The organism is Seonamhaeicola sp. NFXS20, from assembly GCF_049132085.1.
GTDB lineage: Bacteria > Bacteroidota > Bacteroidia > Flavobacteriales > Flavobacteriaceae > Seonamhaeicola.
Genome location: NZ_JAFMPU010000007.1, coordinates 163,988 through 187,386 on the forward strand (window position 1 = coordinate 163,988; position 23,399 = coordinate 187,386).

General features: G+C 32.3%; 19 protein-coding genes. 9 read left to right on the top strand and 10 right to left on the bottom strand.

Features of this window, described 5'->3' with window-relative positions; genetic code table 11:
* Positions 1-69 precede the first annotated feature (69 nt).
* From J1D01_RS11630 to J1D01_RS11655, 6 genes are all read left to right on the top strand, one after another.
* The gene (locus tag J1D01_RS11630) at positions 70-708 is read left to right on the top strand and encodes a peptidylprolyl isomerase (protein ID WP_421150929.1); all 639 of its coding nucleotides are present in this window, start codon (positions 70-72) and stop codon (positions 706-708) included.
* Entirely contained in the window at positions 708-1,412 is a 705-nt protein-coding gene (locus J1D01_RS11635; RefSeq protein WP_372937588.1) for a 16S rRNA (uracil(1498)-N(3))-methyltransferase, read from the top strand. Before J1D01_RS11630 ends, J1D01_RS11635 begins: the two co-directional genes overlap by 1 nt.
* A gap of 1 nt (position 1,413) precedes the next feature.
* Positions 1,414-2,058, top strand: coding sequence for a DUF4159 domain-containing protein (locus J1D01_RS11640; protein ID WP_421150930.1), 645 nt, complete (start codon positions 1,414-1,416; stop codon positions 2,056-2,058).
* A gap of 225 nt (positions 2,059-2,283) precedes the next feature.
* Positions 2,284-2,784 carry a TrmH family RNA methyltransferase gene (locus J1D01_RS11645; protein ID WP_421150931.1) on the top strand — a complete coding sequence of 167 codons (501 nt, stop codon included), beginning with the start codon at positions 2,284-2,286 and terminating at the stop codon, positions 2,782-2,784.
* A gap of 43 nt (positions 2,785-2,827) precedes the next feature.
* Positions 2,828-3,916, top strand: coding sequence for an AI-2E family transporter (locus tag J1D01_RS11650; protein WP_421150932.1), 1,089 nt, complete (start codon positions 2,828-2,830; stop codon positions 3,914-3,916).
* Between the two features lie 6 nt (positions 3,917-3,922).
* Positions 3,923-5,098 (top strand): THUMP-like domain-containing protein, encoded by a 1,176-nt coding sequence (locus J1D01_RS11655; protein ID WP_421150933.1) that lies wholly within the window; start codon positions 3,923-3,925, stop codon positions 5,096-5,098.
* A gap of 75 nt (positions 5,099-5,173) precedes the next feature.
* Here the strand turns inward: J1D01_RS11655 and J1D01_RS11660 are convergent, their stop codons facing one another.
* Positions 5,174-5,824: a peroxiredoxin-like family protein gene (locus tag J1D01_RS11660; RefSeq protein ID WP_372937593.1), complete on the bottom strand. Its 651-nt coding sequence runs from the start codon at positions 5,822-5,824 to the stop codon at positions 5,174-5,176.
* 73 nt (positions 5,825-5,897) lie between these two features.
* Positions 5,898-6,359 (bottom strand): RNA methyltransferase, encoded by a 462-nt coding sequence (locus J1D01_RS11665; protein WP_421150934.1) that lies wholly within the window; start codon positions 6,357-6,359, stop codon positions 5,898-5,900.
* 170 nt (positions 6,360-6,529) lie between these two features.
* Between J1D01_RS11665 and J1D01_RS11670 the strand changes: the two genes are divergently transcribed.
* Positions 6,530-6,970 carry a universal stress protein gene (locus J1D01_RS11670; RefSeq protein ID WP_421150935.1) on the top strand — a complete coding sequence of 147 codons (441 nt, stop codon included), beginning with the start codon at positions 6,530-6,532 and terminating at the stop codon, positions 6,968-6,970.
* Positions 6,971-7,342: 372 nt separating this feature from the next.
* Here the strand turns inward: J1D01_RS11670 and J1D01_RS11675 are convergent, their stop codons facing one another.
* From J1D01_RS11675 to J1D01_RS11705, 7 genes are all read right to left on the bottom strand, one after another.
* Entirely contained in the window at positions 7,343-9,277 is a 1,935-nt protein-coding gene (locus J1D01_RS11675; protein WP_421150936.1) for an OmpA family protein, read from the bottom strand.
* 41 nt (positions 9,278-9,318) lie between these two features.
* The gene (locus tag J1D01_RS11680) at positions 9,319-10,248 is read right to left on the bottom strand and encodes a type IX secretion system membrane protein PorP/SprF (RefSeq protein WP_421150937.1); all 930 of its coding nucleotides are present in this window, start codon (positions 10,246-10,248) and stop codon (positions 9,319-9,321) included.
* Positions 10,249-10,261: 13 nt separating this feature from the next.
* Complete coding sequence (locus J1D01_RS11685; RefSeq protein WP_421150938.1) at positions 10,262-11,500, bottom strand: gliding motility-associated C-terminal domain-containing protein; 1,239 nt, start codon at positions 11,498-11,500, stop codon at positions 10,262-10,264.
* Positions 11,501-11,502: 2 nt separating this feature from the next.
* Positions 11,503-14,058, bottom strand: a complete 2,556-nt coding sequence (locus J1D01_RS11690; RefSeq protein ID WP_421150939.1) for a DUF7507 domain-containing protein — start codon at positions 14,056-14,058, stop codon at positions 11,503-11,505.
* A gap of 119 nt (positions 14,059-14,177) precedes the next feature.
* Positions 14,178-17,690 carry a beta strand repeat-containing protein gene (locus tag J1D01_RS11695; RefSeq protein WP_421150940.1) on the bottom strand — a complete coding sequence of 1,171 codons (3,513 nt, stop codon included), beginning with the start codon at positions 17,688-17,690 and terminating at the stop codon, positions 14,178-14,180.
* 736 nt (positions 17,691-18,426) lie between these two features.
* On the bottom strand, positions 18,427-19,902 hold the full coding sequence (locus J1D01_RS11700) for a tetratricopeptide repeat protein (RefSeq protein WP_421150941.1): 1,476 nt from the start codon (positions 19,900-19,902) through the stop codon (positions 18,427-18,429).
* Between the two features lie 385 nt (positions 19,903-20,287).
* The gene (locus J1D01_RS11705) at positions 20,288-20,668 is read right to left on the bottom strand and encodes a hypothetical protein (protein WP_421150942.1); all 381 of its coding nucleotides are present in this window, start codon (positions 20,666-20,668) and stop codon (positions 20,288-20,290) included.
* A gap of 91 nt (positions 20,669-20,759) precedes the next feature.
* Here J1D01_RS11705 and xerA point away from each other — a divergent pair, with 91 nt between their 5' ends.
* Together xerA and J1D01_RS11715 are read left to right on the top strand one after the other, a co-directional pair.
* Complete coding sequence (gene xerA, locus J1D01_RS11710) at positions 20,760-21,890, top strand: site-specific tyrosine recombinase/integron integrase (protein ID WP_372938900.1); 1,131 nt, start codon at positions 20,760-20,762, stop codon at positions 21,888-21,890.
* Positions 21,891-22,467: 577 nt separating this feature from the next.
* Complete coding sequence (locus tag J1D01_RS11715) at positions 22,468-22,668, top strand: hypothetical protein (protein ID WP_421150943.1); 201 nt, start codon at positions 22,468-22,470, stop codon at positions 22,666-22,668.
* Here the strand turns inward: J1D01_RS11715 and J1D01_RS11720 are convergent.
* On the bottom strand, positions 22,657-23,103 hold the full coding sequence (locus tag J1D01_RS11720) for a hypothetical protein (RefSeq protein ID WP_421150944.1): 447 nt from the start codon (positions 23,101-23,103) through the stop codon (positions 22,657-22,659). The two genes, J1D01_RS11715 and J1D01_RS11720, sit on opposite strands and share 12 nt — an antisense overlap.
* Between the last annotated feature and the right edge of the window lie 296 nt (positions 23,104-23,399).

Here is a 23,399-nt window from a genome sequence, read left to right on the forward strand (position 1 = left end):
ATCTAAGTTTTAAAATAACCGTATGGTTTTAAATTTAATTTTGAAAAAATTTCAATTAATTTATATACTATGAAAAAACACCTACTTATTTACAGTTTTACTTTTTTATCATCTATTTTAACTGCCCAAACTAATACAGAACAAGAATTAGCTAATATAGAAACCCACAAACAAGCTGAGAAATTTATTAAGGATAAATATAATTTTAATAGTAAAATAATTGTCTTTAATGAAGAAAAACACAAAACATTACTAGCAAAATCTTTATTTAAATTAGACAAAGGCCAGGTAAAACAAGAAGAAAAAGAATTTGAAAAAATACTATATAAAATATTAAATAGAAATACCAAATCATATTACCGAGTATCTTATATTTTCTTAGATGGAAACAAATATTCATTAGAAAGTATTGAAGAACTTAGAAAAACCTTAATTAAAAAATACAACAATGGTACACCTTTTTATCAGTTAGCTAATCAATATTCTATGGATAGTAATGCTCAAAAAGGTGGTGACACCGGATGGTTTACAGCAGGAGATATGCATCCAGATTTTGAGAGCGCTTTAATTAATAATGAGCATGCTTTAAATGATATTTACACTATTAATATTCCTTCAAAAAACTGGTATTATGTTGTGCTTCAAACCTATAAACCTAAAGATATAACAGAAATTGAAGTCCTTAAAATTGTTGAACCTAAAAACTAATGCAACTCTTTTACAATCCAAATATCACAGAAAACACCAAACAATTCACTTTTCCTAAAGATGAAAGCAAACATATTGTAAAAGTTTTACGTAAAAACACAGGAGACACATTACATATTACAAATGGTAACGGTTGGTTGTTTAAAGCAGAATTAACAATACCCAACATTAACAAATGTTTGGTTACTATCACATCAAAAACAAAACAACCAACCCGTGATTACAATTTACATTTGGTGGTGGCACCAACAAAAATGAACGATAGGTATGAATGGTTTTTAGAAAAAGCAACAGAAATTGGTATTGATACCATTACACCAATTATTTGTGACCATAGCGAACGTAAGGTTATTAAACCTGCACGGTTTGAGCGCATTTTACAATCGGCTATGAAACAATCTTTAAATTGTTATTTACCTAAACTTAATGATGCTATTTTATTTAAAGATTTTATAAAACAAAACTTTAGTGGTAATTTATTTATTGCTCATTGCGAAGAGACTAATAAAAAATCTTTTAAAAGCCAATTAAAACCAAAAACAGACATCACCATTTTAATTGGTCCAGAAGGCGATTTTAGTACTAAAGAAATTCAAATGGCATTGGCTAATAAATATATTCCTGTAACTTTGGGAGATACCAGATTAAGAACAGAAACCGCAGCTATAGTAGCGTGTCATTCTGTAGCTTTTATAAACCAGTAATATGCAAAAAGTAATTATACTTTTAATTTTTCACATTTCACTACTCACTATCAATTCGCAAGAATTAGCAGTATTAAAATACAAAGGTGGTGGCGATTGGTATAGCAACCCTACCTCTATACCCAATCTAATAACGTTTTGCAACAAGAACATTAACACAAAAATAGAAGCGAAACCTCAAACTGTGGAAGTTGGAAGTCCAGATATTTTTCAATATCCATTGATACACATGACAGGACATGGCAATGTATTTTTTAGTGACGATGATGCCGAAAACTTACGCAACTACCTAATTTCTGGAGGCTTTTTACATATTGACGACAATTACGGTATGCAACCTTATATTACAGAACAATTAAAAAAAGTATTTCCAGAGAAAGAATTAGTAGAACTTCCTGCTAATCACCAAATTTTTAACACCGCTTTTAGTTTTCCTAACGGACTACCAAAAATACATGAACATGACGGTAAACGCCCACAAGCTTTTGGTATTTTTTATGAAGACAGGTTAGTACTTTTATTTACTTATGAAAGTGATTTAGGTGATGGTTGGGAGGATGAATCGGTTCATAACGACCCACCCGAAGTACGCGAGAAAGCTCTTAAAATGGGCGCTAATATTGTTAAATATGCTTTTGAAAATTAAATCTGTACCAATACAAAAATAAATTATGAAAGCATTTTTAGTAATGCTCACGGAATGGTATTTTGAAAACCAAAAAGATATATACTCATTCAAAGGGCTTCTAATCTTATGTTTGAAAGTATTAATTTTCCTAATTATATTAACAATCATTCTATGGTTTCTTTAAGAAAGTAATACTTAATTTACTGTAAATCAAATTATAAACAAACAAATCAATATCAAAAATTGCAACTAACTCATTATAATACCAACTTTACCAAACACAAGTTTCCTATTATTGTAGTAAGCGATAATGTTACCAATGCGCCTAATATTGGAAGCCTTTTTAGAGTTTGTGATGCCTTTGGAGTTGATAAACTAATACTTTGTGGCAGCCATATCCCAATGGGCAGAAAAATGACTAAAACGTCAAGAGCTACAGAAAAATCAGTAAATTTTGAAAAATATGAATCTGCTTTAAAAGTTATTCAAAATTTAAAATCTAAAAATTATCAAATTATTGCTTTAGAAATTACAGAATCAAGCACTCCCATCCATACCTTTAAATTTTCAAAAGAAAACCCCATAGCTATTGTGGTTGGTGATGAAAATTTTGGAGTTTCAGAAGCTATTTTAAAGCTTTCTAACACTATTATTCATATTAATATGTACGGAAAAAATAGTAGTATGAATGTGGTACAAGCCACTAATATTGCACTGTATGAAATAACTAAACAAATGTTGTAACATTTCAAAACATGTACTAACAAATAGTTATTATATTTACTAAATGAATTCTAAAATAATTTCAAATGGTATTTTAAGAGCTATTGCCATAATTTGTGGCGTTGTTTTAGTGCTTTACCTACTATATAAAATTCAATCGGTAATTGGTTATATTGCTATAGCTGCTGTTATTTCGTTAATAGGAAGACCTGTTGTGCTTTTTTTAAGAGAAAAACTTAAATTTAAAAATACCCTTGCGGTTGTTACAACCATGGCTTTACTACTTGCCATTTTTGGTGGTTTAGTTAGTTTATTTATTCCTTTAATTATTAAACAGGGTCAAAATTTATCACTATTAAATATTGATGAATTACAAGTAAATATTGAAAATCTTTATATTGAAATTGTTACTTATTTTGATTTACACCAAATTGATGTAGAACAATCATTAAAAGATTCTAACTTGTTTTCTAAATTAGATTTTTCGGTAATACCAGACTTCCTTAACACTGTTATTAGTGGGTTAGGTAGTTTTAGCATTGGTCTGTTTTCGGTATTATTTATTTCATTTTTCTTTTTAAAAGACAGTAAATTATTTGAAAATAGTATTCTTACTTTAATTCCAGACAATAAAGAGACACGATGGAAAACCTCATCAGAAAAAATTAAAGATTTACTATCGCGCTACTTTGTGGGGTTAATTTTTCAAATACTCATTCTATTCATTATTTACATGATTGGGCTATTAATTATTGGTGTAGAAAATGCCGTAGTTATTGCTTTTTTATGTGCACTTTTAAACCTTATTCCCTACGTTGGTCCGTTAATTGGGGGTGCTTTAATGATTACACTAACAATGACCAGCACACTGGGGCAAAGTTTTAGCGATGTTATTTTACCTAAAACGCTTTGGGTGTTACTTGTTATTGCTACTGGACAATTAGTTGATAATTTTGGGAGTCAACCCATCATTTTTTCAAAAAGTGTAAAATCACATCCTTTAGAAATCTTTTTAGTAATTCTTATTGCTGGTATTTTATTTGGAGTTTTAGGCCTTATTATTGCCATACCTGCTTATACCGCTATTAAAGTTGTATTAAAAGAGTTTCTTTCTGAAAATAAAATAGTTAAAAAACTTACTAAAGACCTCTAATTTCTTTTGAATTTAGCCATTTTAAATACTAAAGTTCAGAATTTTATTTCTGAAAACTTAAACACTAACCTCACCAAACTACTTTTAAAAGGTACTGCTTTTAAAAATGTTGAAACCAAAGAAATTATTGAGCAAATTGAAGCTAAAAAACGCTGCAAAACAAAACTCTCCTCTTGGTTTAATGCTAAAAATATTTATTACCCCAATAAATTAAACATTGAACAAACTTCATCTGAAATTACTGCCAGTTATAAAAGTAAATTAATTTCTGGGGAAACAATTATTGATTTAACTGGCGGCTTTGGCGTAGATTGTTTTTATTTTTCAAAACAATTTAACAATGTTACGCATTGTGAAGTAAATGAAAACCTATCTAAGATAGTAAAACATAATTTTAAACAATTAGCCATCAATAACATTGAAACACTTCCTGTTGATGGCATTACACATTTAAAATTAAGTACAAAAGCTGTTGATTGGATTTATATAGACCCTTCAAGACGACATGATAGCAAAGGCAAAGTCTTCTTTTTAAAAGATTGCTTACCTAATGTACCAGAGCATATAGATTCCTTATTTACTTCTTCAAAAAACATTTTAATAAAAACATCACCTTTACTAGATATTTCGGTTGGTTTGTCTGAATTAAAACATGTTAAAACCATCCATATTATAGCTGTAAATAATGAAGTAAAAGAATTACTTTGGATTTTAGAAAACAACTTTGAAGGTTCTGTAAATATTGAAACCATCAACTTAAAAAGAGAACAAAACGAAATATTCAGTTTCAATTATAATAAAGATAAAAATAAACCTAATTACAGTGAGCCTCTCTCCTATTTGTATGAACCTAATGCAGCTATTTTAAAATCTGGTGGTTTTAATGAAATTTCTAATCAATTAAACGTTTTTAAACTTCATCAACATTCGCATTTATATACTAGTAACACGTTAATTGAATTTCCTGGTAGAGTATTTAAAATTGAAAATGTTATTCCTTTTAATAAAAAGGTTTTAAAAGGTTTAAATCTAAACAAAGCAAATATTACCACCCGTAATTTCCCTGAAAACGTGGCTCAAATTCGAAAAAAATTCAAGATAAAAGATGGTGGCAACACCTATTTGTTTTTTACTACAGATTTGAATAATAACAAAATAGTTGTAGCATCTAAAAAGGTTTAATTTTGTATTTACGGCTAATGTTTTTGTGCAGATTTGCATTTAATTAAATACACTTAAACTAGATAAAAATTATTATTATACCAGATTTTTTAAAGCTTCGATAATTTCATCAGGTTCAGAACGTGTTCTATAATCAACGTTAACATAGTTCCATACAACAACCCCGTCTTGATTTAATATAAATGTGGCTGGAATTGGTAATATACTTCCATTGCCATTATTAATTTTTTCTAAATCTAGCTTACGATCTACTCGCATATGTTCGGCTAAAAACTCAGGTACTTCCCATGCTACACCATATTGCTGAGCAACTTTTGCATCTTGATCAGACAATACGGTAAAATCCATATTACTAATTTCATCTTTTGTTAATGATCCGTCTGGTACTTGTGGGCTAATGGCTAGCAATGTAGCTCCTAATGCATGTATTTCATCTAATTTAGCTTGTAAAGCTCTAAGCTGTAAGTTACAGTAAGGACACCAATTACCTCTGTAAAACGTTATAACAACAGGTCCTTTCTCTAATAAATTATTTAATGATATAGGTTTGCCTTCTGGGTTAGGCAGTTCAAAGCTTGGAGCTTTTTGTCCTATTTTAATGGCATTTTTTCCTTTCTCAAACTCTTTTTCTTTTTTAATAATATCATCAACACCGTTCATAAATTCAGGATTTGCTTGTCGTCCTGATTCAATTTTAGCATCAGTTAATTCTTTTAACTTTTTCATTTTTTTTTACAATTTTAGTAATTAGCTAAGAGTTATTTTTTTCTGCTAAAATTATACATCTAATTTAATTCAATTACCTACAACGTGGTTTATCAATACCTCTATCATACATTACAATACTACCTGCCACAGATACATTTAGACTTAATTCTGATTTAAACTTTACAAGAAAATGAGATTTTTGTATTGCTTCTTTTGTTAATCCGTGGTCTTCTGCTCCTAATAAATACACGCAACGTCTAGGGTGATGAAATGTTTCTAACGGTTCTGCTTCATCGGTTAACTCTACACCAACTATACGTGCACCTTTAGGTAAGTTTTTAAAAAATTCATCAAACGTGTCGTAATGAAAATATGGCATTGCTTTTACGGCATTATGTGTATCGCAGGCTTGTTTTGCGTACCTATTACCAATGGTGAAAATAAAACTAGCACCTAAGTTTTGTGCAGAACGCCATAAAACACCTAAGTTTTCTGGGGTTTTACCATTTTGAATACCAATTCCGAAAAACTCATTTGTGAAGTTATCATTCATAAGTGCAAAAATATGAAAGATAATAGCTTTTAATGTTTTTTCTCAATAAAACCTATAACTCTAAAACGTCAAACTCATTAAACAGTATTATAACCTACTGAAATAATGACGTTTATCATTTTATTTTTTATTAATTTTTCTTAAATTATTTTAAATTAAAATCCTTTGTTATGAAAAACATACTAATTCCAATTGAATTTGATAATATGGCTCAAAAATTAATTAATGCAGGCCAAGAATTAGCAGAAAAATTTAATTCAAAAATATGGCTTATACACATCGCTGCACCAGAACCAGATTTTGTGCCTTACATTAGTGGAACAGGTCCTCTTGATGAAAGAGAAGCAAGAGCAACCACACTTAAAACTGAACGAAAGCTTATTCAAGAATACGCTGATATTCTGACAAAAAAAGGCATAAATTCTACGGCATTAATGGTACAAGGTCCTACTATAGAAACCATTATGGATAAGGTTGAAACTTTAGATGTAGATTTAATTATTGTAGGCAATAACAAACATGGCTTTATTTATAAACTTTTTGTTGAGAGTGTATCTAATAGTATTATTAAAATAGCCAATATTCCCGTACTTTTAATTCCTATGGTATAGAATTTGTGATGTAAATAAGCATCTTCTATACAACCAAATACATAGAAAAATACCACAATTATCCTTAAAAAAAGTTATATATGAAAATGTAAAAATAGAATCTGTTTATTTGTTACTTATAATCAATAGAAATTGTTATAAAACAACAAATCCTCACTATTGCTAGTGAGGATTGTGGTGATTGTGATTAATCCTAACCAATTATGATAACCTAACCCTATGAACTCAATCTACAATCACTAAAAATAGAAGAGATAATGTTTATTATTAAACTTCACTCTGCTTTATAAAAGATTAATCAGATATTTTTCTATGTATTTAGTTACAAAAAGAGCATAACATCTACTTTTATTTTTATTTTAACATAAGCTTTTATTTAATTACTATAAACTCACTGCGCCTATTTTTTTGGTGTTCAGCTTTTGTACATGGTGCGCCATTGCTACAACCGTTTACCGGTTCTGTTTCTCCTAGGCCTTCTGATTGCAACCTATTTCTACTAATACCTTTAGATACCAAATAGTTTAAGGTCGAGGCGGCTCGTTTTTCAGACAATATCAAATTGTAAGAATCGGTTCCTCTACTATCTGTATGAGATCTAATATTGATTCGCAACTCTGGGTATTCTTGAAGTACCGTCACTACTTTCTCTAGTTCTACTGCTGCATCTGGACGGATGTTAGATTTATCAAAATCAAAGTAAATAATAGGTATATTTAAAACTTTTGCTAAATCGGTTCCTTCTACAAGTTCTGCTCTGTTCTTCTGTAATTGAAAATCTATTCTTTGAGACTCATAGCCTGTTTCTGAAATTTTCTCATCGGTGTCATACATATTGTGAGTTGCTCGAATAGCATAGGTATGATACTTATTGGCTTCTACTGAGTAATAGCCCGATTTGTCCGTATTAAGCACCTTATAGATATTTCCCTCAGAATCCCTCAATGTTATGGTTGTTCCTGATATTGGTTTAGAGGTTTGTTTATCGGTAACATAGCCCTCTATCAAGGCCTTGTATACATCTTTTATAGGCGCTGTCTCCACAAATGTATAAATATTATCACGTACAAAATGGCCTTCGGTATCGGTGCGATTAGAACTAATAAAGCCTCGTTTTGTTTCACTATCTATCCCAAAAGAAAAATCATCTGCGTACGTATTTACTGGACGCCCTACATTTAAAAGGTTGCCATAGCCATCGTCTTCTATCTTAACATAAAAAACATCCAATCCGCCTAAGCCAAAGTGACCGTCTGATGAAAAATACAACTCATTGGATTTTGAAACAAATGGAAAAGTTTCCTTTCCCGATGTATTAATCTTCGGCCCTAAGTTTTTGGGCGCTCCTATTGTACCATTTGATGCTATATTTGCTACATAAAGATCCGATTCTCCATATCCGCCTGGGCGATTTGAGGAAAAGTATAACTTGGTCTCATCTGCATTTAAGGCTGGATGTGCACAAGAATAATCATCACTGTTAAAATGCAATTCTTTGGGTTCCTGCCACTTACCATTCTTCTTAACTGAACGATAAACCTTTAAGTTTTGATCGTTATTCTTATTTTTGTAAGTTAAGTTACTACGGGTAAAATACATAGTTGTTCCATCCTTAGTGTAAACTGCCGACGACTCATGGTACTTGCTGTTAAGTGTTCCTTTTATTTTTCGTGGCTTACCTGTTGCATTTCCTTCTGTATCTATCTCAACCTCATACAACGAAAGAAAACTCAATCCATCCCAAGCACTTCTTTTGTTTAATACCGTATTTATATCTTCTGTTGAAGAATATATCAACGTATCTCCTACCTGAGTATGGCCAAAAGCAATATGATCGTCATTATATATTGCCTCTATTGGATGTAACTTATATCGGCCTGAGTTCTCTTCTATTAAAGACAAATAATCTATGGCCTGATTTAGCTGTAGATTTCCACCTCTCTTTGACACATAGGCATCATAGTATTTTTTTGAACTTGACAAATTTCCTATTGCTCTAAGAGATTGAGAGTACCGTAACAAAAGGTTTGCTTCCTGCTCAGGATTTAGTTTAAACAAACGTCTGTACCATTTTGCTGCTTCGTCATACTGAGCATTAAAATAATAAGTGTTTCCTAATTTTGTAAAAAGCTCTTCAGACTCATATCCTTTTTCAGCTACTGACAGGTATATCTTTTGGGCTTCCACATAGTCCATTTGAGAATACCTCTCTGTGGCTTTGTCTAGTTTTTCGTCTTGGGCGGGCAATAACCAAAACATCCCGAAGAAAATAATTGAAAATATGGTAATGCTGATATTGTTTTTCATCTGTAGTAATTTTGGTTTTTCACGACTTGTTTACAGGGGCATTAGAAAAATCTCGGATTCACCTTAGCCTTTAATCTTGTTCCTAGTTCAAATCGCAAGAAAATTTCATGAGATCCATTGTTATAATTACCTAGTTCTGTAGTATCATAATCATAGGCATAACCAATCATTATGTTGTCATTCAACTGAAAACCTGCCAATGCACTCACTGCCGCATCAACTCTATAAGCTAATCCTAAAGTTAAACGCTCATAAAATAACATATTGGCAGATACATCGATAGCCAATGGAGCACCTGTTACAGCCTTTACCATTAAGGCGGGCTTTAATTTTATAATAGGACTCATTGTAAATACGTAGCCCCCTGTAAAGTATAAATGGCTCTTCTCTGATGCCGTAGAAACCTGTATATCATCATAATACTCAGTTTCTAACAAGTTAGGAGAAGATACTCCTAGGTACCAATCTTCTGAATGAAGAAAAAATCCTACACCTATAATAGGCGAACTAGAACTATTAAACTCTAAATCATAATCATTGGGATTATATATCAATAGCCTGTTTGGATTTATATCTATAAGTGATATTCCTCCTTTAATTCCAAAAGATAATTGTGTTTTCTCTGAGAACTCAATTGTATAAGAAAAGTCTGCCGAAACAATGCTTTCTGATGAAGGACCTATCTTATCGCTTGTAAAACCCATTCCTAAACCTACACCACGAACACCTATTGGTGAATGTACTGTGAAATTCATCGTTTCTGGAGCACCTTCTAAGCCAACCCATTGGTTTCTATAAAGACCTAAAAGACTTAAAGAACCACGATTTCCCGCATAGGCTGGATTGATACTTACGGTATTGTACATGTATTGGGTAAACTGAGATTCCTGTTGAGCTTGTAATGTTGTTGTTAACAGCATATAACTTAACAACAGGAACATAAACATATTATATGTTTTGTGTTTTTTCATAGGTATTCTAATATTAATTTCCACTTAGGTATAGGAAACCTGCTTGTTTATGTCTATTGTTCTCTGATGGGTCTCCATATTTGTAATCTAATATGTAATAATAGGTACCTGTTGGCAATTGATTATTATCATTTATGGTCATTCGTCCGTTTGAATATCCATCAAATACATCTCCATTAACCCCGTAGTTATGGGACTCAAATACCTTGACACCCCAACGGTTAAAGATTTGAACGTGTAAATTACTAGCACACTCATTGTTTGATGTATCTATTAAAAAGTAATCGTTAACGCCATCTTTATTAGGAGTAACTGCAGTATAAACAACTATATTACAAGGAAGTACTTTTGAGCTGTCAATAATACCAAAAGTAAAAACTCCATAACCTGTTACGGCCGTAGTTACGGTTTGTAAATCTAAATCTATAGCGCCCCCTTCGTTTACCCACATATTACTTGACTCGTCCCATCTAACTATGGTTAAGTTTCCTTGTTCGGCTGCAGATATTATTGAAGTTGGTGTTGTCTCTTCACACCAGGATAAAGTTACCAATACATCCTCTTCCTGTGTAGATACTTTTTCTATTGTCCAATATTCTTGATCATCTATCAATTCAATATCTCCTGCCCGTAACTCGTGGGAATATAATAGATCACTATTTTCTAAATAATACTTTCCCTCAAACATATTAGAAGAGTTAGCTACTGCCGAAACACCTGCAAATCGATAATATCCGCCATCTCCTATAGGAAATATAAAATCGTTATCCCCCATTCTTTGTACCGGACCATCAACATGACTAAAATCTGATGTATTTATATGATTAGCTTCAGCTGTAAACGTAATAGTGCCACCGTAGTTATCGTTGTCCAATATTCCGTTATAAAAATTAGACTCTCCTCCTATATTAATTATTCCAGACACTTGAAAAGGAACGGCATTACTTGTGTTATCAAAATATAGATTATAAAAATAGCTTTCTTTGGAACCACTGATACTTTGTACCGACTCACCTATAAACTGCGTAAGACCTCCTTCGTAATAATCTACAAGGCCATCGTTGTTAAAATTGCTGTAAATATAAGCGTCACCATCGTTAAAAAACTTACCATCAGTTAGGTTCTCAAACGCTTCAACGGTCGAGAATTTGGTACCTTCGCTCACGTACAGCATCCCCAGGTTACTGGTTTGAGCCATGGCTGAAAGCCCCATGAACATCAATGTACTTATATGCAGAATGTAATTTTTCATCTCTAATTATTTTTTACCCTCTGATAAATGTTTGGATTTGTTATTAATAGCGTCCTACTACGAAGCAAGGTAAAGGTGTGGTCGGGTCGGGACGCATCATAATTGGAATCGGTAGGAGCTAACGGGTTGGGATCTACCGAATATTCGGTTTCAAAAGAATCGCCTTCTGAAGTTTCTCCTGTTACAAAAGCTTGATTGTATATACCTCCTGCACTTATATCTGATGAAGTAATGGCATAAGCTACCTCATATGTCCATGCTTCGCCAATGTTCAATACACTATCATTGTTGGCATCTCCCGTAGGAACCGATGTAATTACTCCTCCCAACATTGGGTCATTAACCGTAACATTGTGGATGTCTATGTCTCCCAGATTGGTCAACAACAACGTATAAGTAATTGTTTCGCCTACTTGCGCTATGCCATCGCCATTTTCATCATTAAAATGACCTGCTTTCTCCAAGCTATAGGTATCACAAGGCGCTATGTTTTGACCATAGCCATAACCATCAATTGTTGTTGGTCCTACAATATTTTGAGTTACAATTATTGTATTATTCGAATTTTCATTCCAAGGGATAGTATTAAAAGAATTAACAGGCGAAATACCTTGTTTAAATTTTAGAGGAAACAAAGGACCACCTGAAGTTTTACTCCCATACATAGTAACCTCTCCCACTGGACTAATAACCACTCGCAAGATGGGATTTTGGGCATCTCCTGTCATTTGCCATATAGATGGGGTATCTGTTTCATACTGGTCGCCATCTTCAAATTCAATATTAATACCGGGAGCTGGTGTTCCGTTTGATTGAAATTCTATTTCGTACTGTGCCAAGAGAACTCCGTTTATTTCCATATTGAAAGAGTTATCTAATTCATAAATATCAAATTGATAACCAGCATTGGTTCCTGGCTGTGTAATTGTTTCAGAATGCGTACCACTTCCACTTGCAGACCATTTAAATTCCTCGCCATCAACCGGCTCCGTACAAAAGAGATTAGATTCGGTAGGAGATTCGTTTTCAACAAGTACCGTTACTGTTGATGTGTTGCAATTTGCAGGAGACACCCCATTTTCACATAGTGTATAGCTAATGGTGTATGTTCCATTTGTTGCCGCCGAATCAACGGAAATTAATCCCGTGGCTGTATCAAGAACAAGCACCGAGGTATCACCTGTTACGCTGGTTATTGAAACTTCTCCAGCTCCAGTACCCAATGTAACTGCTTGCCCATCCAATGTGTCGTTTGAAGTTACAGATGTACCAAGTGTTTCTCCTGCTAATATTGGAGTTGAACTAAAATCATCATCAGTAGCGGCTATCTCAATGCTTATACTTCCATCAGGATTTCTACAAACTGATCCTTTGGTAACAATTGGAGCAACGCAATTTCCTGAAGACTCGCAATCATAGTACAAGGATGAAGCAAAATCAAGGCTCTGATTGTTGAACATGGCTGCTTGGGTTGAAGCACCATTAGTATTTTTTAAGTTCAAGCTGGGGCCAATGGAACCATTATTCATAACAGCAGCTGCTCCCCACGACATATAACCTAGTTTCCCAGAACTTACTTCAGGCCCTTTTACATCTCCATCATTCTGAATACTGTTTGATATTTCAGTCAATCCCTCATTGTAATACTCACTGCCTGTACCTCCTAAAAGAAGATTGCCATTTTGTATATCAACATACCCGGTATTTTCAAACCTTGCTGTATTTTTGCCAAAATTTATGTTTCCTCCTGTAACTATAAAATTTCCAGAATTATAGACTTTTCCTCCATCTAGGTTAAACCCGCTTCCCGAGGTCATGGTACCGCAGTTAACAAAAACCGTTGTTTCTTTACAGTTGTAGCTACTACCAATGTTTAAGATCCCTATATTTCTAAAATGACATACTCCACTAATATTAATGTTATTGTTGATGTTCATTGTACCAATGTTGTCCACCGTATTTTGAGCATTTGCTCCATTGAAATCCAAAACTCCAAATTCAATCAACCCTTCATTAAAAATAATATTGGTTCCATTACCTTGAATGGCAAAATCATTAGTACCCGATGTACCACTCCTTAATGTTCCTGTTGGGGCTATGTTTATTTCGACATTGGCATTTATCCTGGTTACGTTGTTAAACTGAAGTGTGCCTTCAATATTCATGATGATGTCTCCCGTTGAGTTTACATTGTTTTGAATTATCACGGTAACACCGGGCTCTACATAAATCTCTGAACCGTCTTGGAACGTTATGTCTCCCAATGTGGCATCTACAGTAAAACAGGTCTTCGTATTCGTGGCAAATGTGTAATTCCCTGAGGTTGGCGGTACAACACAGCCTTGGCCAGTGCTTTGTGAACTGTATAAAAACATCAATGCTAACAATAAAGCATGGATTATTCCAATCCCACGGTTGGCGACAACTTGCCCTGTTACCAACTTAGGTTCGCGCTTAGAAATCATTTGTATGGCTAAATCATATTCTTGGCATTTCTCATTGGTCAAATGAATTTTTGAAGAAAATGCATTAAACATGAAGTGCAATAACTTATTCATATAATTGTATTATTATAGTTCTATCTGTTGAGCCCGACGCGATTCCAACTCATATGGAACTAAATCTGGGTTCTTAACAAAATTCATTCTCTTTTGAACAAGAGCTTTCATGGCTCCCATCAATCCTTAACCACAAATACTATGGTCATGTACGATGCTTCGGTAGCGTTACCAACAATATCGTAGCTCAATACCCCATTTGCATCTATACTTAAGTTGGCAAACACATTGGTATCGTAATATGTAATATAGTACTCCAACTCATTTGCCGGTAATGTTGGAATGCCACTGCTAGCCCCTGCACTACTAACCAATGTTGGGTTACCTGACCCCGTAAACTGTGCCACGTACTCTGCATGCAAATCTCTTGTAAAACTTCCTGTTGTTGAAGTGTTAAAAATGATGGCTGGCATGTAAAAAAACTTGGGCATTGCGGCCTTTATTTGTTTTAAGGTTCCATTGGCATCGGCCACAACCAATTGGTCATCTATACTTCCAGATTGTAATCCTTCTATAGATAAGGTGTTTGTTGCATCTGCTGTGATAATTGTAGGCTCTGTCAATGCTCCTCCTAATTTAATATTCAATCCATCTTTGTTCAACCCATTGGTGGCTTGCAAAATTTCACCTACTTCAGATTTATCCACCCAAACAACATCGCCTTGGTCATCTGTTACCATAACTTGGTCATTGTTACCTGGCGCTATTTTATCAGTTGTTATTCCATTATCTGCAATTTGTATTCCTGCATCTGATAAAAGTTTATCAACTCCATCTGTTCCTCCTGTAAACTCTAAGCCTCCATTAACAGTTAAATCGCCCTTATTGTTTGCTAATTCATCTAAAGCACCTTGTACATTCGTGGAAGTTAAACCACTGTTTGTATTGTCATAATCAACATTATCAGATGAAACATTTTGGTAAACTACAGTACCGTCCGTTTGCACTACTCCAACTTTCCCTACATCTACTGAATCTGCACCTAAATCTTCTGCTTTCACCTCGCCATTTGAAATTTTTTCAGATGTGATAGCATTTTCTCCTACTTTTGATGTTGTTACGGCACCATCTGCTATTTTAGCCGTTGTTATTCCTCCGTCTGCAACTTTAATGTTTGAATCTACTAAAGTAGCACCTAAACCATCACTTACTATTATTGAACCATCGGCTGCAGTAAGGTCTTTTCCTGATACTACTAAACTTACTAAACTCACCGATTGTGTTTGACCTTGAGAATTCACATAAACTAACTCTTGAGTAGCAGAATTATAACTAAGACTTGTATTGTTTAATTGAATCTCATTAGTATTCCCTAGCTCATCCTTATAACTAAGTTTGTTCTCTGTTTCACTGTAAGTAAGAGAGGTTAAAGTTTCTAAATTTTTTACGAAATCTTCTTGATTCTCCCAGGTTACGTCGCCATTAGTATCTGTAATAAGAACTTCTCCTGTATTACCACTACCTATCTTATCTGTTGTTACCGCACCATCTGCTATTTTAGCCGTTGTTATTCCATTATCTGCAATTTGTATTCCTGCATCTGATAAAAGTTTATCAACTCCATCTGTTCCTCCTGTAAACTCTAAGCCTCCATTAACAGTTAAATCGCCCTTATTGTTTGCTAATTCATCTAAAGCACCTTGTACATTCGTGGAAGTTAAACCACTATTGGTATTGTCATATGCAACATTGTTGGCGTTCATGTCTATGCTGCCTATTACGTTGCCTTCTGAATCCTTGAACTCGTATTCGTTTGTCGCTGTGTTTAGAGAAACATCTACTGTGTTAACATCAAATGAAATATCTGTTCCATCGCCGTTGGTGAAAGTATATTCTCCATTGCCTGCATCGGTTAAATTGGATTTAGTAATAGTACTTATAACTGTACCATTATCTGCTACTAAACTAAAAGTACCGTCTGCATTATCATTTAAACTTACTCCAGTTCCAGAGCTAATTGTACCTAGTAATTCTTCAATGGCTCCTTGTACTGTGCTTGAAGTTAAACTGTTTGTGGTATTATCAAAACCTAGTGCATTGGCATTGGTGTTTATGCTTGTAATTGTATCGCCATTGCCATTAGTAAAGGTGTAAACTCCATCTGTAATGGTTACGCTTGTTGTATTGGCATCGATGATTACTTCTTGACCATCCACTGTAGTATGTGTATAGGTGCCATCTTCGTTATCTACCAATACATCGGTTGTATTGGCTAAGTCGTCTGCTAATTCATCTAATGCATCCTGTACAGTCGTAGAGGTCAATCCACTGGTGCTGTTGTCATAAACATTTGTCGAAGCGGCTGTCTCTACTGTCGTAATAACATTGCCTGCCCCGTCGGTAAAAGTATAACTGCCGTCTGCATTCGCAACTACTGATGTCGTGTTCGCGTCAAACGTTACTGCTGTACCGTCTACTGCAGTGTGAGTGAAGGTTCCGTCGCCGTTGTCTACCAATGCATCGGTTGTAGCATCTAAATTTGATTGGATTTCATCCAATGCATCCTGTACGTTCGTGGAAGTTAATCCACTGTTGCTGTTGTCATACGCACTTGTGTTGGCATTGGTATCTACTACGATACTGACACCATTGGCGTTGGTTAATGTATAAGTACCATCATTATTATCTACCATTGAAGTGGTGTTCGCATCAAACGTTACTACTGTGCCATCAACTGTTGTGTGTGTGAACGTGCCATTACCGTTATCAACTAGAGCATCGGTTGTGTTGGCTAAGTCGTCTGCTAATTCATCTAATGCATCTTGTACGTTTGTAGAGGTTAAACCACTATTCGTATTATCATAAGTACTCGTATTTGCGTTGGTATCTACGACAATACTATCGCCATTGGCGTTGGTTAATGTATAAGTACCATCATTATTATCTACCATTGAAGTGGTGTTCGCATCAAACGTTACTACTGTACCATCAACTGTTGTGTGTGTGAACGTGCCATTACCGTTATCTACTAGAGCATCGGTTGTGTTGGCTAAGTCGCCTGCTAATTCATCTAATGTATCTTGTACGTTTGTAGAGGTTAAACCACTGTTAGTGTTGTCATAAGCACTTGCTGAGGCATTAGTATCTATTGTGGTGATTACATCTCCATTACCATCGGTAAAGGTGTGAACACCACCTGCTACGGTAACACTAAGTGTGTTCGAATCGAAAGTTACATCGTTTCCATCTTCATCTGTATAAGTAAAGGTACCATCACCATTATCTGTTAATACTGTTAAAGTCTCCAAATCTGAGATATTAATAATTTGAGTATTACCATACTCATCTGCATACGCAAATTGATTATTTACAACATCCCAGTATACTATATTGTCTGGCAAATCAGACTCAATAGTTAACCTATGCCAACTTCCTTGATACCAATAATAATACCCAGGTGTAAGTGTTTGATTGGTACTTGTATTATAAACTAATAAACTCTCTACATTTCCTGCGCTTATAGTAGTTTGATCGGTATTACTTGTTAGTGGCACTTGAGGTATTAAAACACCTCTTTCTGAAGATTTTATCTCTAATTGCGTTGAAGGATTAGGCATATCTGTACCAATTCCTACTTGTGCGTAGACAAAATTTCCTACGATTAACGCTATTAACAGTAATAATTTTTTCATAATGAAACTTGTAGTATGTATTAAATGGATGATTGTTTTAATTTTATTTATAATTTCGGTTTGTTAAAAAATTACTTGTCACAAAAAAATTCACTTATCAACTTGAGTTGAAATGGTAATTATTTACCAACTAAATAGTATAAAATTCCAAACTTCTCATATTCTTAATGGACATTAAAAGTTGATTTGAAATTTTTATTTTTATTAGTGCTTTAATCTTAATTAAGTGCTTTTTTAACTCTATTTATTTTGGTTATTTTTTTGGGGTGCAAAAATTAAAAAAAGTGAGGTTTTTTCGTAAAAACAACCTATCACAAACATTTCACATTATTGTAAAATCAGCACTTTTCGACAAAAAAACATAAATAAAGGATGGATTAATTTATTTTAGATATTAATCACTATTTAACACCAATTGTATTGAAATAAAATTATGCTAGTTTGAAAGAGTATATTAGAAGTTTTTATAGGATTACCAACAATAAAGCAATTTCTTTTTACTCAATTTCTGTAAAAGTTGCTAACATATTCTCTTTACAACATAAAAATCTAAAAGTATTTTTATTTGTAAAGCATTAAAAAGAAAAATAATTCTAGAAAAAGTACACTTATATTAAAACAATAATTACCTTATAAGTAGCTCATAATAAATACTACATAAACAAATTATAATTATTGAACTTAATGATAAATTTAACCAATACAAGACTCCCTATACTACTATTGCAGCTATAATCTAAACAATAGCCAATTGTTTATACCAAAAATTAAAATCAACATCTGAAGGGATGTTATATTTTTTTCTAAGTCTATTTTTTCTAACTTGAATGGCTCGAACTGTAACATTTAATATTTGGGAGATTTGCTTAGTAGAAAAATTTAAATAAGACAAGGCTAAAAATGAAATTTCTGAGGTAGAGGCATCTGGATTAATTGACTTTATTTTTTTTACAACATCTGGATACAACTCTTCAAATAATATTATGAAATCTGGACTGTTTTTTTGAGCTAACACCATCATATCCTTAAACCTTGAATCTTTAAGCTGCTCTTCTAATTGGTTTATAGTTTCACTTTTGTTTTTAGTTTCTGTTGTTTGGATTTTAATTTTTTTCTTATACTTTCTTCTTTTTTTCTCTATATGCACCAAAGCCAACGAAGAAACTAACCCTAACCCAAAAACAATGTATTTATAGTTATTATTTTCTTTTTTCTTTAATAAACGCTGCTCTTTAATAATGTTTAAATAAACATCATCCAAAATATTAGAGTTAATTTTATTTAATGAATCATTAATTTTATTATATGTCATCAAATATTCCTTTCCTGCATTTATATCTTTTTTTATATCTATTAAGAAATCTGAAATTACTTTGTAATAAATTTTAGCAGCATCCATATCCTTTAATTTCAATGCATTAAGAAGTGCTAATTTGTAATACTTTAGTGCCTCTTCTTCATCTCCTATAGCTTTTTCATAATCTCCATACCTATGATAAACTTTAAATAAATATCTTGAATTATATTTTTTTAAAATTTGAAAAGATTTATCTATATAAATTCTTGCTTCTTCATATTTATCTTGTGCTAAAAAATTATCGGCAATTAAACCATAAGTATCACTAATACCATAAAAATTATTAGATTCATCAAGTTTATTCTGAGATAGTAATTGCAGGTTTAAATATTTGTCTAACGAATCTACTTGCTTTGTTTTAACGTATATAAAATTTAAATTTTGATAAGACCAAAATACAGACATATTCTTCTGCTTTTCATCCTTTATTTTAGAAGAATTAAAAAGTTGTTTTTTAAACTCATCCTCTGCTTTAACATTCATATCAAGCATTCCATATATTCTTCCTTTCAACCTATATGACTCTACTTGCATATTGATATATTCTGAAAAAAAAGATTCTTGTTCTGCCTTATTTATGTAATAAAGGGCTTTCTTATAGTCTCCTAACTCTAAAAAAGCCTTTGCTAAATACAACGAAGCAATTGTTATTCCTTTAGAATATGCTAATTTCTCTGATGATTTCAGTGCTTCATCGGCATATTTTATAGATTCATAAAATTCTAATTTAATAAATGCTTGTTTAGATTTTTCATTTTTTAAATCTATTAATTTGTTAACAGAAACATCTGCCATTACCATATTGGTAATTATAAAAAAAATACTAAAAAGATATATGTCTTTTATTTTAGTCATTACGTTTAGGCTAATTTTAAAATTATTTAGCTTATAATTCCTAACACCAAGCACAATTTTGTATTATACATTTTGTTTAGAATATTTATTTTGTTATGCTTGAATAATACTATTTTTTTTGACACAATTATCATAAAATGTCACTTTTTTTTAATCATATTTTTCCTCCTTTACACCTAGACTTTTTCTCTTACATGTAATTATTAAATTTAAAAATGCTAATAAAAACTTTATTAATTTATAAAGACAGAATAACAAATAAAGTATCCATTTTTCGTTTACCAACTTTAAATATAATGTTTATAAATATTGAACAAATTTGATATAATAAAGTCTCTTTTGATTAGAATAGGAGTTAGGAATATATTTAATGACTTATCAGATTTTACATATCCATATAATCTTGCCACTGTACAAGAACATATTTGTCTCTTCCGTTTTCTGTCTTTTTTAAAAATCCGTATTCATAAACAAAAAGGTATACATCTCCTCTACCATTCTTCCAGTAATGAGTAAAAAACTTAGGGCTAAATCCTTGACGTAACAAAACAGTTGCTCTAACTGTTGTTTTACCAGCCTTATTAAATGATTTTAAAATACGTCTATTCAATTTCAACTGTTTATCTACCTTATTATAAAACGTTGGTTTACCCTCTAATGAGCGCTTATAATGATAAGAACTTTTACAATGAACATCACAATAAATTTTATCAGATCTTCCTTGAAGTTCTTTACCACAAAACTTACACATTTTTCTATCTATCATTTTTTTATACTTCTAACAGTAAATTATACGAATATTATACGTTTAATGTACGATTATGTTTTCTACTTCTATTAATTTTAAGAAAAATCATATGAAAACAAACAAAAATATAACTTTAAAACATTTATTAATAAACCAAAAAAAGTACATTGGTTTACAATTTCAATCTGATAAAATTTTAAATAGCCTTATAAAAGAACTTCAAGACATTACATGGAATTCTGAATTTGGCATGTATTGTTTACCAAACAATAAAGCAAACCTTAGTAATATTTTCAACTTATTTAGAGGCGTTGCTTGGGTAAATACAAATTATTTTTTTGATAAAACCAACTCTAAAGAATTAAACGAAGTATTTGATGTACAATGGTTTAGAAACAGAAATAAACCAAAAAATTATAAATGTTGTCCAGATTCTTATCTTGACAAACTAGAGTTAAAACAATATGCCAACAATACTGTTAAAACTTACATATCTTGCTTTGAAAGGTTTATTAATCATTTCCCACACAAAAACATAGATCTTATAGATGAGTTAGATGTTAGAAACTACTTAATGCATTTAAACCAAAACAACTGGTCTGCCTCATACATTAACCAAAGCATTAATAGCATAAAGTTTTACTATGAAGTTGTTTTGGGGCTTCCTAACAGATTTTACCAAATAGAACGCCCACGTAAGCAAAAAAAGCTACCCGTTGTATTATCAAAAACAGAGATACATCAACTAATAAATGCCACCAGTAACATAAAACACAAGTGCATTTTATCTTTACTATATTCTGCTGGCTTAAGACGCAGCGAACTAATTAACCTTAAAATAGAGGATATAGATAGTAGCCGCATGCTTATTAAAATTAACAATGCAAAAGGAAACAAAGACAGATACACATTATTAGCACATACCGTATTAAAAGACTTAAGAAAATACTATCTACAATACAAACCAAGCAAATATTTGTTTGAAGGTCAAAAAAAAGAAAAGTATAGTGCAACTAGCATATCTAACATTCTTACTGCAGCAGCTAATAAAATTAAATTAAAAAAACACATTACACCACATACATTAAGACATAGCTTTGCTACTCATTTATTAGAAGACGGAACAGATATAAGGTACATTCAGCTTTTATTAGGTCACAATTCAACAAAAACTACAGAAATCTATACCCATGTAGCAAAAAGCAGTTTTAATTTTATAAAAAATCCATTAGATTTGTAAGAAAAATAATTATATTTACTTAAATAAATATAGTGTAGATAAACACAATTGTGTTTATCCAAACGTTGTGGTGCAATAGTTCATTTCGCAAGGACAATTTTTTCGGATTGTTACGAGAAGGTTAAGGAGTTTTCTTCTGATTAACTAAAGGGCGGACAAAGACTTTGTTAAAAAAGCCATATCCAGGTACTTTTCGATGGTATCGTGGAGAGGTTAGACTCTCCAAACGCTATCTCGTTATAAAGTACCTGACTAAGTTCGCAAAAAATTTTAACAAAGTCAAATTTGAAGCGGCATTATGTCTTGTTAATCAGAAGATAACGCTCATTTAGTTCCCATCACCGACGGATTATACACGGCAGTGTATATTCCATAGGTTCGGGTTAGATCCGAAAAAGTTGGGGATAAATTGCTACCGAAACTGAACTACTGTTCCTTTATTTTTTTACTTTTATAAAAACTAAATTAAAAATATAAAGCACACAACATGCTGTATAATTAATGGCCGCATAAAGCCAACGCTTAAACCAAGCCACTAACCATACAGCTGTACGTTGTACGTAAGCTAAAAAAACGTATGAATACAGAAGAAAAAACAGAAATTAAATTTGAGAATTTAGTAAAACTTGACCAAAGACAGTTAGAACAGTTATCTGAAGGAAGATTAACATTCGTTGACCACCCAACCAAAGGACAAAGAAGGGTTGATACAAGGAGTGCTTATGTAAACACCTTCGGAATGGAAATGACAGAAGAGGAAAAAGCCTTATTTAATTAAACTGTTTATAGAATTATTAATATTATCGAGAACTTTTTTAAAATTAGATTCATCAGAGTACAAGGGGTAATCAAAATATGAATTAAACCCGTAGTATTTTAAAAGACGAGAAGCATTGTCTTTTAGTTGTTCTAAATCCATTTCTGTTTTATTACGGTTTAAATAGTCATCAACTTCTCTTTGAAAAGCGTCTAAAATAAAATCTTTGTGCTTTTGATAATCGCCTTGGATGGCTAAATGGATATCTTGAACTAAAAACTTATGAAAGAACCCAAAACGAATTGTTTTAAATTTTTCGCCATCATAAGATAAAGAGTTATTTCGATAATTAGGAGCAGGTTTTAAAGAGTTTAGGTTATCCAAAAGAGTTTGAGCCAATTCTAAATCTGACTTTTGTTTGTCTGTAAGAGTTTCTAAATTATGAGTAATTGACATAAGAATATTTTTGACTAAATTAGAAAAATAAACTGAAATAAAAAGCCTACGTACAACAACGGCTATAAATAATAAAGGCGAATTGCTGAAGCCTAAAATTTAGCAAGTAACAAAACACAACTACTTGGCGGAAAATAATAGTATATTTATCCTTTACTATTCATAGCCAAGACCGTTGTGGTGCAATAGTTCATTTCGCAAGGACAATTTTTTCGGATTGTTACGAGAAGGTTAAGGAGTTTTCTTCTGATTAACTAAAGGGCGGACAAAGACTTTGTTAAAAAAGCCATATCCAG